Raw genomic sequence first — 18,551 nt, forward strand, 5'->3', positions numbered from 1 at the left:
TGATCTCCTGATTTTAAAACCGGTTGATTATTGTTTTTGCCACCAAACCTGTGTATTGATCTCATCTGCACCCTGGCTGGCCACCGCGGCCTTATAATTGTTGGGATTGGCCGATTGTACATAAACCGGGTATTGCAACCTTGCAGGCATTACCCCGCCGTTGCGCAGGCCGTTACCTTTTGGCAATACCGGGTAGCCTGTACGGCGATACTCAAACCACTGCTCAAAATCGGTGTAAAACATTGAGTAGTATTTTTGTACGTGGATCATTTCCATTTTATCGCCCAGCGGTGCGGCGTTATCCCAAACTATATCGGCAGCTTTTAAATAGTCGTCGATAGGTGTGTTGAAAGTCGGGATCCAGAAGGTTATGCCCGATTGTACGCCGTTTTTATAATAGGTACCGGCATCGCCTGCAATCCATCCTTTGGCGGCTGCCTCAGCCAGTATAAACTGTAGTTCTGAATAGTTCATGATATTACCCATCAACGGGTCATTCATCAGCGTAGTAGCCGATGTGGTTGACAGGAAGTAGGATTTAATGCCGATATTCTCGCCCGGCGCATAACCGCTCGGGATGCCCTGGATGCCTCCCTGGTAGCTTGAAATAGAAAAGCGATTGTTAACCAACCTCGGATCGGCCCATTTGGCCAGGTTACCAATAAAAAACTCGCAAACGCCGGGTTGCCGCCAATCTTGTTCGCGCACACCGCCGATAAATGGCGATGTAAGGGAACCTGTACCCGTCCAACGTAAAACCGCCGAATCATCGTTACTACCCATAACCGGGTAATCAGCAGGGTTGGTATCTACAATCTGTTTGATCTTGGCAATCACATCAGCCGAAACATCGGCCTTGCCCGATACCCGCATCAGCAAACGCAGATAAAGCGAGTTGCCGAATTTACGCCACTTTAAAGCGTTGCCGTTAAATACAGGGTCGCTGCCCGCGGTTACGTTAGCCGCGGCGTTTAATAAAGTATCGGCAGCTTCAAGTTGTTTAAAAATATCCGTGTAGATGTCCTTCTGCTTATCAAACTTAGGTGTAAAATTACCATCGCGACCTTTTATCGCTTCTGAATAAGGCACATCGCCATAAGTATCGGTAAGCATCGAAAATATCCACGATTGGCAAATGAGCGAAATGCCCATATAGGTTTTACTGTAAGTAACCTCCTGGCTGGCAATATTATAAATATCCTTAAAGTTGGTTAACTGGGTGTACCAGCCGTTCCAGGTGTAATCGGCCCAGCTGCGTTTAACATCATACCTGAATACTTTGCCTTCCGAATCGCCGGGATCAACAGAAACCTGCATCAGCTCGTTATTAAAATTGCGCGAGCGCAGCATGTTAATACCCAATGTATTTACCAAAGCAGGTGCCAGCAACTGGCGCGGAAGCGCGTTCGGCGTACCGTTGGGATCAGTATTTAGTTCAATAAAATCTTTTTTGCACGATGACGACAGTATGCTGATAAACAACACCATCATCGATAGCAATATATATCCGTTTCTTTTCATATTGTTGATCATTATAAGCCGATAACTAAGTTGAAACCAAAGGTGCGGGTTGAGGGAAACTGCGCTATCTCGAAGCCCTGCACTATATCGCTGCCGCCATCGGCATTGGTGTTAAGGGTACCAAATTCAGGGTCGAAAATTGGCCATTTGGTCCAGATGTATAGGTCACGACCGTAAACGCCTATTGTTGCGCGTTGCAAGCCGAGGCGCTTAACAAAGCGCGGGTTCAGCGTATAATCAAACCTTGCCTCGCGGAATTTGAGGAAATTGGTAGAGAAAGTGTTACCCTCGGCATTATCAATACCATAGTGTGAACGGTAGTAACCATCAATATCCGTAGCAATCACATCATTAGGGCGATAGCTACCATCGGCATTCTGTATCACACCCTTACCTATCATACCATTGTACCTGCCCGGCAGCGTGATGGTTGTTTTACCCTGCTCGGCCAGTTTATAGTTGGTAAGCGAGTAGGCTACTCCACCCACCTGGGCATCAAACAACAGGTGCAGGTTAAATTGCTTATACCTAAAATCGTGGCCCATGCTGGCTTTCCATTTAGGGTTGGTGTTGCCCAGGTAAACCAGGTCGCTGGCCAATTTGGCAAAGCCTGTGGCCGGGTCGTAAACTATTTGCCCGTCCGGAGCGCGCTGGTAACCACGGCCATACATATCGCCCATGCTACCGCCTACTTTGGCTACAATCTGGCCGCCACCTGTTGGGCCGTTACGCAACACTACCGAGCTATCGGCCAATTGTTCGATGGTATTTTTATTGGCCGAGAATGTAGCGCTGATATTCCAGCTAAATACATTGGCCTTGCGGATTGGCGTACCGTTCAGGGCCAGTTCGATACCTTTATTATTTACCTTACCCACGTTAAACACCGCCTGGCTAAAGCCCGACGACTGATCCACCGTACGGCTCAAAATCTGGTTACGGGTGCTACCTGTGTATAAGGCCAGATCAAAACCTAAACGGCTGTTGAAAAAACGCGCCTCGGCACCAACCTCGATAGTTGTGGTACGTAGCGGACTCAAATCGGGGTTTGAAAGCGTACGTGGGTTTTGCAAGCCGCCTGCATAGGTGCTTCCGGCAGTAACATAGTTAAATGATGTTTGATATGGCCGCGTTGTGCCGCTACCCACACCCGCTATCGACGCCCTTAACTTGGCATAATTAATTGCAGCAGGCAGTTTAAATGCCTCCGATGGTAAAAAGCTTAAGCTTGCCGATGGATAAAAGAAACCTACCTTATCGGTACGGTTAGCCGTAGCCAAAGTGCTCACCCAATCCTGGCGGGCGGTTAAATCCATGTATAAATAATCTTTAAAGCTGGTGCTCAGCAAGCCGTAAAAACTGTTAATAGCGTATTTAGCCTTATAAGGCAGGGTAACCAGCGGACCGGCATTATTAGCCATCGAATACACACCCGGATACACCAATGAATCGGCACGTACCTCATCGCGGTTATAGTTATTGCGCAGCATGCTGCCACCGGCTGTGGCCGTTACTGTGAAATCGCGGGTTATTTTTTTGTTGTATTTCAACAGGAAATCGCCGCCTTTTTCTTCCGAATAGATATTTTGCGTGCGGTATGATCCCAACGGATATTTAGTACCGGCATCATAAGGGCGTTGCTGCGCGCGTTGCTCGTAGCCCATATCTAAGGTAGCACGTAATTGCAGGCTCAGCTCTTTGGTGATATTGTAAAGCGCTTCGATATTCCCGGTTACCGCGTTACGGTTGGATTTATTGATAAACTCGTACGATACCGCGTAAGGATTTTCGGGGAAGGAGCTGAAAGGATAAAATATCGCTTTGTTTTCCTGCCCGTTTTTCCAGTAGTTTTTAAGCCAGTTTAAATTGGCATTAGGCTGCCAGAAAATAAACCAGTACATCAGCGACTGGTTACCATAGCCTGCACCCGGCAGGTTATCGCTGTTTTTATTGTTATAATTTACTTTAGCGCTGATGGTTAATTTATCATTGATCTTCGAGGTAACCGAAAGCGCTATGCTGTTACGGGTATAGCCTGTATTGGGCGTTATCCAATGGTTGTTAACATTAGTTGCCGAAAAGCGCGCGCTTGTTTTATCGGTACCGCCATCAATGCTGATAGAGTTGGTAAACGTTTGGCCAACATCAAAAAAATCGCGGATCTGGTTTTTGTAAGGCACCCATGGTGTGCGTACTGTACTTTGCTTTTGAGTAACCGGATCGAGCTGGTAAAACATCTGCCCATCAAACTTTGGGCCGTAGGCCGAGCTTGTGGCGCTGGTGCTTGCCCCATCCGGCCCTGCACCAAACGAATAATAACGAGAACCAGCTGTTCCCTGCCCGTATTCATATTGCAGGTCGGGCCAGCGGTTCACACTCTCTAAACTGGCATTGGAGTTAAAGGTGATACCCAAACCGTTATGTTTGGCACCCGATTTGGTGGTGATGATAATAGCACCGTTAGCACCACGCTGCCCGTAAAGCGCTGCCGCGCCGGGGCCTTTTAACACGGTTACGTTTTCAATATCTTCCGGGTTTAAATCGTTCAGGTTGCTGCCATAGTCGGCGGGCATGTTATCGCTGGCTACGCCGTAAGGGGTTTCGCCGGATACGCCTGTGCGCCTGCCGCTACCATTGTTAATTACCACACCATCCACAACAATCAGGGCTTCGTTATCGCCTGTAAGGTTGTTTTCTCCGCGGAGGATGATCTTGTTCGATCCGGCCGGACCGCTGTTGGAACGGATGAGGTTCAGGCCTGCAACTTTACCAGATAAGGCATCCGTCCAGTTACCGGCAAGGGCACCGGTAAGCTGATCGCCTTTTACTACAGTTGCGGCATAGCCTAATGATTTTTCCTCGCGCTTGATGCCCAAAGCGGTAACTACTACCTCGTTCAGCTTATTATCTGCCGGGGTAAGGGTTACGTTTAAGGTTGTTGCAGCGTTTGATGTAACGCTCACGTTTTGGATCCGTTTTGTCTCGAACGAAATAAAACTTACTTCAACCGTGTACTCACCGGGCACAATGTTCAATACATAGCTACCATCGCCTGCACTGATGGCCGAAGCGCCGGTACCCGGGATGCGTACAGTAGCACCGGGAAGCGGCTGAGCCTTCTCATCAACCACTTTCCCTTTAATGCTACCCTTATCCTGTGTTTTTGCAATGATGAGGATATTCTTTTCGCCCGCCTGCCTGAAAGTGCAGGTGGTTCCTTTTAACAGGATGTTTAATGTTTCTTCAACCGTGCGTTCGGCTTTTGCTACTTTTACTTTGCGGGTATCATCCAGTAAGGTGTTGTTATAACTGATGGAGATATCGCTTAATTTTTCAACCTGCTGAAAAGCCTCTTTCAGCATAATGCCATCGGCACCAAAGGTGATCCTTTTATTTATTACTGTTTGTGCCTTAGCGTTTAGGGCGCTAAACGGCAATTGTAAAAAGAACAGCATGGTTAATAACCATAACTTTTTCATATATTTACGCTAATTTATACTTGTTTAACCGTGAGTTTAAATTGTCAAAATTTGAAGCCTGGGGTTGTTACCAGCAACGTCCGGGCTTTTTCAAATAACCGGGGTAATGTTATTTCATGATGCTCCCTCCTTTTTGATTGTTGTGTGAAATAAACAGTTGGTTACCTTTTTGGGTATAGCCCAGGCCCGATAGTGCGCTCAGGGTTTCCATGGCATCAACCAAAGTCATCCCTTTTAATTTGGCCGTAAGCCTTACATTGCCCAGGTCCTGTTCTGTAAACCTGATGCTTGCACCGTAATGATGCTCGAGCGAGACGGCTATATCCCTGTAGGTAGTATTATAAAATATAAAGTCGTTGTTAATCCATGAGGTAACCGCACCTGCATCGGTGTTGTTGAATGCATAAATACCGTTTTGGGTATTGATGCTGATCTGCTCGTTTTTTATCAAATATTTTACCAGTTGCGATTTACCGTTAACATTAGCCATTACACCAACTTTACCGCTTTGCACGGTAACAGCAACTTTATGCTCGTTATGATAAGCCCTGATATTGAATGAGGTACCTAATACTATCGTAGTGATATCGCCACTTTTAACTACAAATGGTTTAGCCTGGTGTACCACATCAAAAAAAGCTTCACCTTCCAATTGTACATCGCGCTTTTCTCCGCTGAAATTTTTGAGGTATCTTAATTTACTGCCACCACCAAGGTATACTATAGAGTTATCAGGCAGTTTAAAAGTAGAGTGTTTGCCGTCGGCATTAGCTACCTCGGCATAATCAGAAGCCGACAGACCAGACATAGATTGAAAAGTAAACCAGGCCGTAGCGCAAATAACCACGCAGGCCGCGGCGTAGGCTATCCAGCTTAACTTAAATTTGTGTTTTGTTGGACGGTTTTGAGATTGATCAATATGCGCGCTGATTTTAGCCCAGCTATTTTCTGTATGCTCAGGCTGTTTAAAATATGATTTTGATGCCTCCAGTATCTGGATGGTCTCGCTGAACTGCGCGAGGTTTTCGGGGCTTTCCTCAATCCATTCCTGTAATTGCGTTAAACCTTCATCGCTGATGGTTTTCTCAAAATATTCAACTATTAAGCGGTAGCTATTATCTTCCATTAAATCTGTCTCCCGATGTTAAAGACCGATTTTACGTAGCCGATACGTAGCGAAAAAAGTTAAGTTTACATTAAAAAATCGTTAACCATCCGAAAAGCATCAGTTTTAGAAACACGAGGCTCCTATGGAGCCGAAAAGCTTATATTTTGGCATCTATAAACACGTTACCCCTATGGGGTACTTAGCAGCCAATTTCTGCAACTCCGTTAGGAGTATCGTGTTTATAGCAATATTTCAGCGAGTGAAGTCGGCTCCATAGGAGCCTCGTATAACCGTTTTTTTAAAAGCGATTCCCCGGATTAACTACCCGAAGTAAAATTATGCTCACCCTTCAACAGTTCCCTAAGTTTTTTGATGGATTGGTAAAGGGTAGTTTCAACCGTGCGTACCGAGATGCCTAAAACTTTGGCTATCTCATGTTTATCAAGGTTATCGATGCGGCTCATCAACAACACTTGGCGCTGACTGGTTGGCAGGGTATCTATCATAGCCAATATTTTATTGTACGATTCGCGGCCCGACAGGATCTTGAAAGGATTGTCCCTGTCTTTTAAAGTAAGCTGTTCGAGGTTGAGATCTTCGATAGAGTGAACCGGATCTTTCTTTTTTTGAACGTAGTTTAATGAAAGATTTTTGGCAGCAACAAACAGGTAGCTTTTCACATTGAGGATGGCCGTATCCCGGTTATCCCAAAGTTTGATGAAAAGGTTGGCAATGATCTCTTCGGCAACGGCATAATCTTTAGTATACACTGCGCATAGCTGGCACAACGATTTGTAGTAACGGTTAAAAAGTGTTTCAAGCGCCAACGCGTCGTTTGCTTTTAAACGGTCCATTAACGCCTCATCGGTAAGTGCAGGATACATGCCGGTGTTTTAGTTTTGGCCAAATGTAAGGCTGCTATATTACGGCAATGTTAAGGCGATTGGGCTTGGTTGTTTTATTGGGAGAGTTTTGAATAATTGGTTGATATTGTCACGGAGTTGTTACCTTATTCCCGATCGCAATCATAATCCAAAATGTCATTTCGACTGAGCCGGGGTGGATTGAGCGCCGAGGCGAAGGAGAAATTCTACACCCTGCATATTCGCCTGGCCTGGCGTACAAGATTTCACCTCTCCCCACCCGCTCTATATCCCGCGCTCCGTTCGTCGAAATGACATTTTTTTAAGCAGAAAGGTTGATTTATCTCTTAAACACACCCAAATCCCAGCTATCCAACCAATTAATCTCGATATCATCACCTTTAAAAGTAATCGGCAACCACAAATACCTTCCGTCAATTGCATCTTTAGGTGTCCATTTATCAGCCATAAAAATAAACGCGTCCTTTTTACCGGCTACAGGCAAAACATGGGTACTTTGGCCGCCGTAAGTAATATTACTATCCGGGCCTTTGCAAGGGTTGCCATGAAAAATCCATGGCCCCCAGATGGATTTGGCCGAGAACCAGCGGGCCGCGTTAGGCGCCCAGCCTGTACAACCCGAACCTATCATATAATAAATGCCATTGCGCTTAAACAATGCCGGGGCTTCGGTTTGATGGCCGATGTAAATACGGATAAATTTTCCGGTATGGCCGGTGTAATCGGGCGTTAGTTGGGCCAGGTCGAGGGTATAGTTTTCTTCAGATGAGAAAACGTGGTAAGCTTCGCCGTCGTCATCAACAAAAACAGTCATATCGCGGGCCATTTGTCCGCCAGGCAGATCGCGACAAAAAAAGCCATCGGTTTCAGAGGCAGGAGCGGCGCAGTTCACTTTCTCGTTTTCGGGGGTAAGGGGCGTATAAAACGGCATCTGCCCCGGATTTGGGCGATAACTTTTGATGAAGGTGTACGGCCCGGTTACCTTATCGCTGGTAGCCACCCCGGCGCGGGCGGCAGCATATCCCTTGCCCAGCAACTCAAGGTGAAACCACATTACATATTTTTTGGTGAGTTTGTTGTAAACCACCTTCGGGCGCTCGAGGATACAGCCTTTGGCAATATCATTTTCAGGATCGTCGGATACATTGAGAGCTATCCCTTCGTCCTTCCAGTTGTACAAATCGGTTGAGGAGTAGCAATGTACGCCTACCATAGCGCGGTTGCCTGCATCGCCCGCTATTTTATGTTCGCCAAACCAGTAGTATTTTCCTTTTTTATAGAGTATGCCGCCACCATGCGCGTTAATGTGTACGCCTTTATCGTCGGGCCATATTTTGCCGGGAGTAAATTGCTTTTGCTGCGCCTTGCTGTGCGAACCAAGGCACAACAAGATGGCTATCAGCAGAAGCGATTTTGTTTTTTGTTTGATATATAAAGTAGTATTCATAGTTCAGTTTTATTTGATGTCCAAAGCATGATCGGCCGGAACGTCCTGTCCGCTCCATATTTTAACCGCAGTCCATGGTAAGGAAGAGGCGCTCCAAAACTCATCCGTTTCAGGTAAACCTAAGGGCAAAAAGGCGTCGGTACACAGGTAAAGGCTGCCGGTGGTGATATAAAAATCGGCAAGACCGGGCTGCTTTCCATACAGGCCGATATTCAACCAGCCATCTTTCGTAAATGTAGATGGTGCTTCGAGCGTTTTTTTAATCATGGCAGTCAAAGCACAGCGCACCTGGGCAGGCGGTAGTGAAGCGGGCAGTTGCCTGTTAAACGCCACATTGGCCAGGTGATGAAAAACGCCACCCCTGTAAACTATGGAGCGACCGGTTGCCGGGTAACTGCCATCGGCATTAATTAAACGTTCCAGTATTTGCGCGTAACGCTGCTCTATCTTTTTAGCTTTCTCTGCCTGTGCTTTGTACTTATCTTTCTTCTCTGCTTCAACCTGTAAAATGGTGCTGAGATAAGGCTGTATCACAATGCTGTTGTAATAATCCAGATGAAAATTCATCCCATCAGAATACATACCATCGCCCACATACCAATGTTCGGTAAATTCACGGATACCATACTCGGTGCGCACCGGATCATCACCCAGATCATATTTACAGAAAAAAGCCTCTATCATCCCCGAAAACAAAATCCAGTTAGAATATACCGGCACCGTTGCACGGGTTGTTTTCATCACTTCAACAACATTCTTTTTGGTTTGGCCATCCAGGTGCTCCCAAAGCCATGGTGCCCGGATCAGGCCCAGGGCCATAAACGAGGCATCAACCAAGGGCTGCCCGCCGCTCCATTCCAAATAGTCGTTAGCCTGCGGATTTACCGCGTTGGCTATTGCTTTTAATGTCCACTGTCGGTATTGATCGCGCAGTTTTACTTCGGCAGCATTACCACCTTCCAGCTGCAGCCATGGGGCTATGCCGCTTAGCGTGCGGCCAAAGGCTTCGAGGTAGGCTACTTTTGTGCGGCTTTCTTTACTGTCGGTATTATCGGCAAGCATTACGGGCATGTTTTGCTTCAGCTTATCGTTTGCAAGGTTGGATATTACCGGGCGGGCTATTTTATCCAGGTAATCCAACCACAGTTTTCTATCGGCTAAACCATTGGCAGGTTTATTTTGTGCCGATGCCGGTAAGCATCCGCAAAGCAATAACATCCATAAAACAGCCCTCTTCATCATTTTATTTTTTAGCTTTTTTAATTTTAACAGGCTTCAGTTTTTCAAAAACATCTACCGGTAAAATATTTCCGTCTGCATCAAAACGCATAGGCGACACACAGGTTTCGCGGTTATAACCATTGCCATCCGGAATGGCGAAGCGGTGGTAAGCGATGTACCAATCATCCGTACCGGGCACCTGTACTACCGAATGATGCCCTGCCCCTTTCACCACACCTTTACCTTTTAACACGGGATGACCAATGGCCTTTTTAAACGGCCCCAAAGGCGAAGTAGAAGTAGCATAGGCAATAGAATATCGCGGATCGCGGGTATCATATTCCGACCACATCAGGTAATAAATCCCTTTCCGTTTAATCATGAACGGACCTTCATTATACCCCTCGGGCTTAACCGATATAATTTTCGAGGTGTCGCAGGATGTCATATCATCATTCAGTTTAACAATATTGCATTGCCCCTGCCCCCAGTACAGGTAAGCTGTACCATCGTCGTCAACAAAAGCCATCGGGTCAATCATCTGGCCTCCGCGGGTGCCTCTGGCAATAAGTGGCTTGCCTATCGGGTCTTTAAACGGGCCTTCCGGTTTATCGGCCACGGCCACACCTATATTTACATTGGCCGAATAGTAATAATAATACTTGTTATTTTTTGTGGCGATGGTTGGGGCCCAGGCCCTTTCTTTAGCCCAGGTTAAATCGCGCGGCAAATCAAGAATCACGCCTTCATTTTTCCAATCCACCAAATTATCCGACGACCAGCAGGTAAAACTTGTAGACATCCAGCCAACGGTACCATCGCTGGTTGGGTAGATATAAAACTTTTTGCCAAAAGCGGTGATATTCGGGTCGGCATACAAACCTTTCAATACGGGTGCCGGTGCCTTTAACGTATCAATGGTTTGGGCAGATGAAGTGGCCGCTGAAAAACTAACAAATGCCACAAAAATTAAAAATCGGGATAGTGCGGTTATTTTAATCTTATAAGTTATGTACATCATTAAACAGTTTTATTGGAAGCTACTAAATAAGCTTTATTTATCTGCGGGCAACGGTGGTAAAACTGCACTTTATGGGGGGCAAAATAAGCTATATTATCTTTTTCTCCATTATACCTAAAAATTTCAGCCATCCAATTTTTTCAAATCTATTAAAATGTGTAAGCCTTTACTGTTTGTAATTTATCCTGATCTATATATTTTATAATTCAACACTTGCAAAAACATAAAAAACGCCACGAAGTTTCCTCCGCGGCGCTATACCCGTTATTAACAGGTGCTCAACCAACTCAAGCTCATGGTACGTTATGATGCGTATAGGTAGTCCAGCCTAAAAAGCCAAGGTCTCCGCCCGGTAAGCCGTAAGGGTCAGCCAGATCGCGGATATAGGCAGTTTCGGTGGTATGGTAGTGCCTGTCGGCTATTTCAATGCCCGGCCATACGGTTGCACCATTTGGCGAACACGTTTGCCCACAGCTTGGGTGTACCGTACCGTGGTATAAACCATATTGGTAGTTATAACCGGTAAGCAAACGCGAATTGTTAATGGTATACACCGTTTGGTCGCCCTGCATATAGGCTATGTTAGCGGCATAAGTAAAGCCGGTAAGCGAATATTGAAAATGCGTACAATCATTATGGCTGCCGCAAATTTCATTATCCATCGATCCATCGGCGGCAATAACCAGCGGCATCATATTTTTGATGATAGTTAGCCCGTTTTGGTAAACGGTTTGGCTATCTTCAAAAATACCGATAGCCATTTTAGCGTATCCGGCAGATACATCCCAGTTGTTGTTATAATGCTGATCGGCAACATGGTTAATGTACTGGTCTTTCAGGCGGTTTAAAAAAGTGGTAAACTGGGTGTTTTCGGCATCAGTCCAACCGGCGCCCTGGCCGTTGGCGGGTACATACCATTTAATGATCTCGGCGGCAGCGGTAAATGTAGGCGCTGCCCACGAGGCCTCGAGCGTAGGTTGTGCGGCATTGCCGCTGCTCACGCTCATGGTACGGAAAGCATTTGCCCAGCCATCCAAAATTTGTTTTACTGTGGTTGCATACGATGCCGTGCCGGTTTTTGCCCAACGTAATGCCAGGGCGTAGCATAATAATGCATCTCCTTTAAAATGGATCTCGTCATCGGTCGTAATCCCTCCCGCAACTACTACATTGCTTTTGTAAGCGTTACTTGGCGAGTGGCTGTTGCAGTACGCCAGTACCGTATTGGTGTAATCCTGGTAGCGCTGGGTGGCGGTGTTATTAGCCTCGCCGGCGATAAAATCAAGACTGGATTTGGTGTTCAGAATGCCCGGATGTACAAAACCCGTGGCATTTGTTTTTACACTCTTTTGGTTTTCGCCGTCGCCGGTGCCCGATTGTTTGGCACTATCGGTTTTGGTACAGTTTGCCAATAACAGCACCACTATAAAAATAGATGCAATGGCAACAAGCAGGTAATTAAATTCATGCTTCTTCATAATTCTCAACTGGTTTATTTTTTGGTTTGATGGAAAAGTTGGAGCTCTCAATCTGATCCATCTTCCGCACATACCATAGGCCCCTGTTGCTATCGCCATTTAAATGGGTGGCCGGTAAAAGCACGGAAAAAAGCCAGTTCTGAGTGCTCGTTTCTCAAAACAAATGAATACAAAAAGCTGATTATTAACAATATAATAACCTTTTGATACGCTTAATGAACAAATAGCCTCTACATCAAAAAATTGTTTTGAGCACAACGACGGTTGTAATTTTTTTTGATTTTTTTTCGGCTGATACGCTTGCCGAACATATTTTTAGCACATAAGCACCGCTTTCACATCAGTTTTAAGCACCCCTTATTACGCTCCGGGAACATTTTTTGACGTTTGGGTTAGCATTATTTTAAGAAAACAATACCCACAAATTTTATTAAGAAAGATAAAAACGCGGCTGATAAATAATTTAACATTTAGTTATATTTGGGAGATTATAAACCAATCTTCGGTGATTTATTGAACATATAAAAGCGGGATTCTTAGCGGATTCCTTTATGATATTGTTTTAAACACCCTGAAGCATATTATAAACCAAGCATTTACCAAATTTGAATAAACTTTCATACTCCTGCTTTCTGTGCCTTATGGTATCGCAGCTACAGGCGCAGCAAATATTAAATATCAATAAAAGCGTACAACAATATAAGTTTACGCTAAACGAGGTTGAGTACCTTCGCGACAGCAGCAATACCCTCAGCTTTAATGATGTACAAAAACTAAAATTTAACGAAAACCGGGCTTATTATCCCCAAAACAATCAGCGGCGGTACACCTACTGGTTTAAGGTAAAAGTGCGCTTTACCGAAACAACACCGGTTAATGGCAGTATCATTGAACTATTTGATCAAACTACCGATAATGTGCTCGCCTATCTGCCCGATACCGCCGGTAATTACACGGAAACTGCCTCGGGCGCAAACCTGAATTTCCAGGACAGGCTTTTCCACCATAAAAATTTTGAATTCCTTATTCCCGATACCCGGAAGGGGGAATATACCTACTACTTCAAAGTAAAATCGCACAATGTGGTTAACGTAATTATTGTTTACCGCACCATTGGCTATTTTATTCATTACGCGCTTAACGAATACATTACCTACGGCCTGTTTTATGGCATGATCCTTATTTTTTGCTTTCATAACCTGCTCATGTTCCTGGCAGTTAAAAAGCGGCAGTACCTTTACTACGTTTTTTATATTTTGAGCGTAGGCCTTTATGAAATGAGTGCCGATGGGGTGGCTTTCCAATACCTCTGGCCCGGGTATCCGGCGTTGAACAACTATGGCAACGGCACGGCGCTGTATCTTACCAGCATTTTCGCGCTCATATTCAGTAAGCAACTCTTGCAGGTGAGGGAAAAGGCACCTGCCATCAACAGGCTCATCAACTATGTGCTTGTACTCAGGTCGATGTACTTTTTATATTGCCTGTTTTTCAACAAATCGTTGTTTGTGTACAAGTTTGTTGAGGTGATTCCGCTTTCGCTGGCTTTTGCGGCGGGGGTGTATATTTATAAAAACGGGTATAAGCCTGCACGGTTCTTTGTGCTGGCCTACTCCATTTTGTTTGTGGGCTTTATTGTAAAGGCGCTCAGCGCGCTGGGCTATACCTACTTTCTTCCTGCTCCTATCAGCTATTACAGTCTCAGTTTTTGTTTTATTATTGAGATGGTGCTGTTATCCTTCGCCATTGGCGATCAGGTGCGCATCCTCCGCAAGGAAAAGGATGCTGCCCACCAGGAAACCATTTTACAGATGGAGCTGAACAGCCAGCTAAAAGATTCGATTAATGACGAACTTGAACGCCAGGTAGAAGCCCGCACCCACGAACTGTTAGAAAAACAAAACGTATTGCTGGAGCAAAGCCACATCATCGAAAAACAAAACCACGAACTGCTTAAAGCCAACCTGCTGCTTGAGCAACAAGCCGGCGAAATACTGCGGATGAACGTTTTGCTTGAAAAAGATAATGTACAACTGAAAAGCAGCATCGAAAAGGTAACTGAATCAAGAGCTTTATCAACCGAGCTTGATTTCGACGAGTTTAGTGCCAAGTATCCCGATCAGGAGGCCTGCTACAAATTTTTATCTGCCCTGAAATGGAAGGATGGCTTTGTTTGTACCCGCTGCAGCAATACTACCTATTGCGCGGGCAGGCTGCCTCATAGCCGCAGGTGTACAAAATGCAGCTACGAAGAATCGGCCCTGCATAATACTATTTTTCAAAACAGCCGCATCCCCATTAACAAGGCTTTTTATTTAACCTATCTCATCTACAGCACCAACGGCACCATATCATCACACCAGCTGTCCGAAAAGCTGGAGATTCGCCAAAGCACCTGCTGGACTTATGCCATCCGCATAAAAAAAGTGCTGCAGGAGAAGAAAAAATCAAGAAAAAAGACTGACTTGCAACAAGGATGGACTGTGCTGGTGATGTGATTTGGTTTTGTTTTTGTTTCGTCTGTGGATTTTGGTTTCGTCTGCATGCAGCATTTGCGGACAACAAAATATCCTTGCGCTCGTTTGTAATGAGCGCTTAACTTGGGTTTGCGTTTAAAACGCAAACCCCGCGATGCAATCGCGTACCCACTTTAAGTACTCGTTGCAAACGAGCGCAAGTTTAATTCTACTGCGTTATCACATTCATGAGCATTTTACTGAGGTTGCAGATGAAAGTAAGCTTGCTAACAAGTGCTTTTTCATTACTCAATTGGCCCATCAACCTTCAAAACACCTTTTTAACTCCCGGTAAAACCGCCTCAATTGTCATTTTTTAAAATATTTTCATTTTTTTTTCTTGTTCAACAAGCGTATCAGCCGCAAAAGCAATGAATACGTAACGTGCTGAAATGAGGCTCCTATAACGTTTGAGTAGTTCGCGGGTTAAGCGTATCAAAATTTATGTAAATATCTTTATATCAATAAGTTACAACTGATTAACTATTGCAATTATCAGGTATTCCACGTTAAATTTACCGCCACCAATTACCAGTAATAATCCGTTAACCAAAAGTATCATCAATGAAACAGCTGTTTTAACTGCACAAAAACCGCATTGCTTTTTGCGCGAACAAGGTTCGGGCAGAGGCCAATTCCGGCAGCCACGCTGCTTAACCAACTTAAGAACAATTAATTATGAAGAAAAAATTTACACTGATTTTTGTTTTACTGCTAACCCTGCTTACGCAAGCATTCGCCCAGGATGTTACTGTAAAAGGTGCTGTTAGCGATAACCTGGGCCAGCCATTGCCTGGGGTAACCGTAAAAAACAAAGCAACAAACGCTGTTACGGTTACAGATGTAAAAGGCAACTACTCAATTACTGCCAATAGTGATGCTACGCTGGTATTCACCTTTGTAGGTTTTACCACGCAGGAGCAAAAAATTAACGGTCGTACCACCGTTAACGTTACCCTTGCTGATGCCAATAAACAACTGGAAGAAGTTGTAGTTATCGGTTACGGTACCCGCGCCGTTAAAGACGTTACCGGCGCTATCAGCAGCGTTAGAGCCGAAAAACTGGAAAACGAACACCCTGCCAGCACTACCGATATTATCAGGGGCAATATCCCCGGTATTTCGGTTGGCTTAAACACTTCTGCAAAAGGCGGAAACACCGGCGATTTGCAGATCAGGGGTAAAGCCTCGCTATCGGGCAACGTGCAGCCATTGATAGTTTTAGACGGAGTTATTTATCCAGGCCAGCTGGCTGATATCAACCCCAATGATATTGAACGTGTTGACGTGTTGCGCGATCCGAGCGCACTTGCCGTTTACGGTTCGCAATCGGCCGGCGGTGTTGTTGCCATCACTACCAAAAAAGGTAAAAAAACAAGCACGCAAATTACCTTAAACGCCAACGTTGGTGTAGCTCAGTTACTTCAAAATCAAAAATATTATACCGGCGAAGGCTTCCTTAACTGGCGTGCCGATGGTGCCCGCAGCTCCAACACTTCAAACCCCTATTACTATTACAGCAACCCTAACAAACTGCCTGATGGTGTAACCCTTCAGCAGTTTTTAAACGGTGCTACCGGCGATCCTACAACAATCTGGTTACAGCGCCTGGGTTTATTCCCTAACGAGATTGCCAACTACCAGGCCGGTAAAGTAACCGATTGGTCGAAACTGATTTTCCGCAACGGCTTCCGCCAGGATTATACTGCCAGTCTTTCGGGCAGCTCAGAAACTGTTAAATATTATATATCAGGCAACTATGTAAAAAACCAAAACCTGATACAGGGAGGCCAGTACAGCGATGGCCGCATACGCGTGAATCTTGAGGGTAAAGCCGCCAAATTTTTAACCATCGGTGTAAATGCACAATTTGGAAGCCGCGACGAAGGTGCTACCATACAAACCAACACCTACAATAACATCCCGATGAGCAACCAGGCTATCGATGCTACCGAAGCCGACTGGGGCCAGATCATCAACTCATCACCCTACGGCGATGTTTACAACGCCGATGGCTCATTACGCCGTATTGATACTGATGATAGCGGATTAAATCAGCGTAACCCTTTTTTGGGCCAACGTTATAACCAGAACGTGGCAGTTCAAAACACCTTGTTTTCGGTAATATTTGCCCGTTTAGATCTTCCGTTCGGCATTAAATACACGGTGAATTATGCTCCTGATTTGGAATGGTACCGAAACTTCTTTTACCGTCCGGTAGCCAACCCTAACGAGCTTTCGGGCGGTACAGCCTCACGCTCGCAGGAAAGCCGCTACCGTTATAACCTTGATAACATTTTAAGCTGGAACAAGACTTTTGGCATCCACAATTTTGATGCAACCTTCCTGCTTAATAAAGAAAGATTTCAAAGCTGGACAACTACCGCATCAAACAGCCAGTTAACCCCAACTGATATTTTGGGTTACCATAACATTGCTGCGGGCAACTTGCCGGTTCTGGGTAGTTCAGACGTTGTTTACGCCGGCGATGCTATTATGGGCAGGATTAACTACACCCTGCTTAACCGTTATATTGTTACAGCCACTATCCGTCGCGATGGTTTCTCGGCATTTGGCTTAGCACACCCACGCGAAGTATACCCATCTGCCGCGGTGGCCTGGATCTTCAGCGATGAACCGTTTATGAAGGGCGATGCCTTTAAATGGCTTGATTATGGTAAACTACGCTTTAGCTATGGTGCCAATGGTAACCGTACCTCTACGTTCAATCCCGATCCGTCGATATCATTGGCTGTATTGGGTGGGGTAAAATATCCAACGGCTAACAACTCGGGCACAATTACCAACACTAACGGCATTTATGTAGCCACTTTACAAAATGCCCAGCTTAAATGGGAACGTACCGTAGGCCCTAACATCGGTTTGGATTTCACGGTGCTCCATAACAGGTTAAGCGGTTCGATAGATGTTTACGACCGTAAAACAACCGACCTGCTGGTTAAACGCAGTATCCTTGATTTACAGGGCTACAACTCATCGGGAGATTTAGTGGGCGGCAGCAACAACTCCAACCCATTCACCAATATCGGCCAGGTAAAAAACCGTGGGTTTGAAATCTCGTTAGATGGCAAGATCATCCAAAGCCAAAACTTTAAATGGAGCGCAAGCGGAACTTTCTTCCTTAACCGCAACAAAATTGTTCACCTGTACGGCGCTTTCCCGGTTACCGATGCTAATGGTGTTACAACTAATGTAGAGAAAGACGATATCGGTAACGGCTGGTTCATCGGCCATGACATCAACGCTGTTTGGGATTATAAAATACTGGGCACCTGGAAAACCGAAGAAGCTACAGACGCTGCCAAATACGGCGCAAAACCCGGCGACTTTAAACTACAGGATGTTGACGGCGACTTTAAATTCACCAATGCCGATAAGCAGTTTTTGGGTTCAACCAATCCAAAATTCAGCTGGTCGTTACGTAACGATTTCAATTTCCTTGGGCATTTTGATGTATCGTTCCTGCTGGTATCTAACATCGGCCAGTTAAAACAATACAACCAAGCTTTAAACAACCCCGGTAGTGTAGGCTTCGCCCGTATGAACTCATACGTACTGCCATACTGGACACCTGATAACCAGATTAACGATTATGCACGCTTAAACTCTGGCTCATCGGGCACTACCATTAACGTTTGGCGCAAAAACTCATTTGTGAGGCTGCAAACAGCTTCAATTGGATACACTTTCAGCAAAGAGTTGCTGAAACGTGTGGGCATCACAAGCGCCAAATTCTTTGTTAATGCAAGCAACGCCGCCGTGTTTTCAAGCTGGCCGCTTTGGGATCCGCAAAATAACGGTCCAACACCTCGTTACCTGTCGGCCGGTTTCAATGTAGTTTTTTAAAGGAGGGAT

At 45.3% G+C, this 18,551-nt stretch carries 10 protein-coding genes; 2 read left to right on the forward strand and 8 right to left on the reverse strand.

All coding sequences use genetic code 11. The features are described from left to right. Positions 1–27 precede the first annotated feature (27 nt). From HYN43_RS15415 to HYN43_RS15450, 8 genes are all read right to left on the reverse strand, one after another. On the reverse strand, positions 28–1,521 hold the full coding sequence (locus HYN43_RS15415; RefSeq protein ID WP_119411248.1) for a SusD/RagB family nutrient-binding outer membrane lipoprotein: 1,494 nt from the start codon (positions 1,519–1,521) through the stop codon (positions 28–30). Positions 1,522–1,532: 11 nt separating this feature from the next. Continuing rightward, positions 1,533–5,000: a SusC/RagA family TonB-linked outer membrane protein gene (locus HYN43_RS15420; RefSeq protein ID WP_119410198.1), complete on the reverse strand. Its 3,468-nt coding sequence runs from the start codon at positions 4,998–5,000 to the stop codon at positions 1,533–1,535. A 109-nt stretch (positions 5,001–5,109) separates the two neighbouring features. Further along, complete coding sequence (locus tag HYN43_RS15425) at positions 5,110–6,126, reverse strand: FecR family protein (RefSeq protein WP_119410199.1); 1,017 nt, start codon at positions 6,124–6,126, stop codon at positions 5,110–5,112. 299 nt (positions 6,127–6,425) lie between these two features. After that, positions 6,426–6,992: an RNA polymerase sigma factor gene (locus HYN43_RS15430; protein ID WP_119410200.1), complete on the reverse strand. Its 567-nt coding sequence runs from the start codon at positions 6,990–6,992 to the stop codon at positions 6,426–6,428. Between the two features lie 319 nt (positions 6,993–7,311). Then, complete coding sequence (locus tag HYN43_RS15435) at positions 7,312–8,439, reverse strand: glycoside hydrolase family 43 protein (RefSeq protein WP_119410201.1); 1,128 nt, start codon at positions 8,437–8,439, stop codon at positions 7,312–7,314. A 9-nt stretch (positions 8,440–8,448) separates the two neighbouring features. Continuing rightward, a complete protein-coding gene (locus HYN43_RS15440) occupies positions 8,449–9,681 on the reverse strand; it encodes a DUF2264 domain-containing protein (protein ID WP_245446923.1) in 1,233 nt (410 codons plus the stop codon). A 1-nt stretch (position 9,682) separates the two neighbouring features. Then, positions 9,683–10,681: a family 43 glycosylhydrolase gene (locus HYN43_RS15445; protein ID WP_119410202.1), complete on the reverse strand. Its 999-nt coding sequence runs from the start codon at positions 10,679–10,681 to the stop codon at positions 9,683–9,685. Between the two features lie 293 nt (positions 10,682–10,974). Next, the gene (locus tag HYN43_RS15450; protein ID WP_162996504.1) at positions 10,975–12,159 is read right to left on the reverse strand and encodes an alginate lyase family protein; all 1,185 of its coding nucleotides are present in this window, start codon (positions 12,157–12,159) and stop codon (positions 10,975–10,977) included. Between the two features lie 605 nt (positions 12,160–12,764). On the opposite strand from HYN43_RS15450, the gene HYN43_RS15455 reads away from it, so the two are divergent. Continuing rightward, positions 12,765–14,657 (forward strand): 7TM diverse intracellular signaling domain-containing protein, encoded by a 1,893-nt coding sequence (locus HYN43_RS15455; protein ID WP_245446924.1) that lies wholly within the window; start codon positions 12,765–12,767, stop codon positions 14,655–14,657. A gap of 696 nt (positions 14,658–15,353) precedes the next feature. Next, on the forward strand, positions 15,354–18,542 hold the full coding sequence (locus HYN43_RS15460; protein ID WP_119410205.1) for a SusC/RagA family TonB-linked outer membrane protein: 3,189 nt from the start codon (positions 15,354–15,356) through the stop codon (positions 18,540–18,542). The last annotated feature ends 9 nt before the right edge of the window (positions 18,543–18,551 follow it).

Source organism: Mucilaginibacter celer (assembly GCF_003576455.2).
Classification (GTDB): Bacteria; Bacteroidota; Bacteroidia; order Sphingobacteriales; family Sphingobacteriaceae; genus Mucilaginibacter; species Mucilaginibacter celer.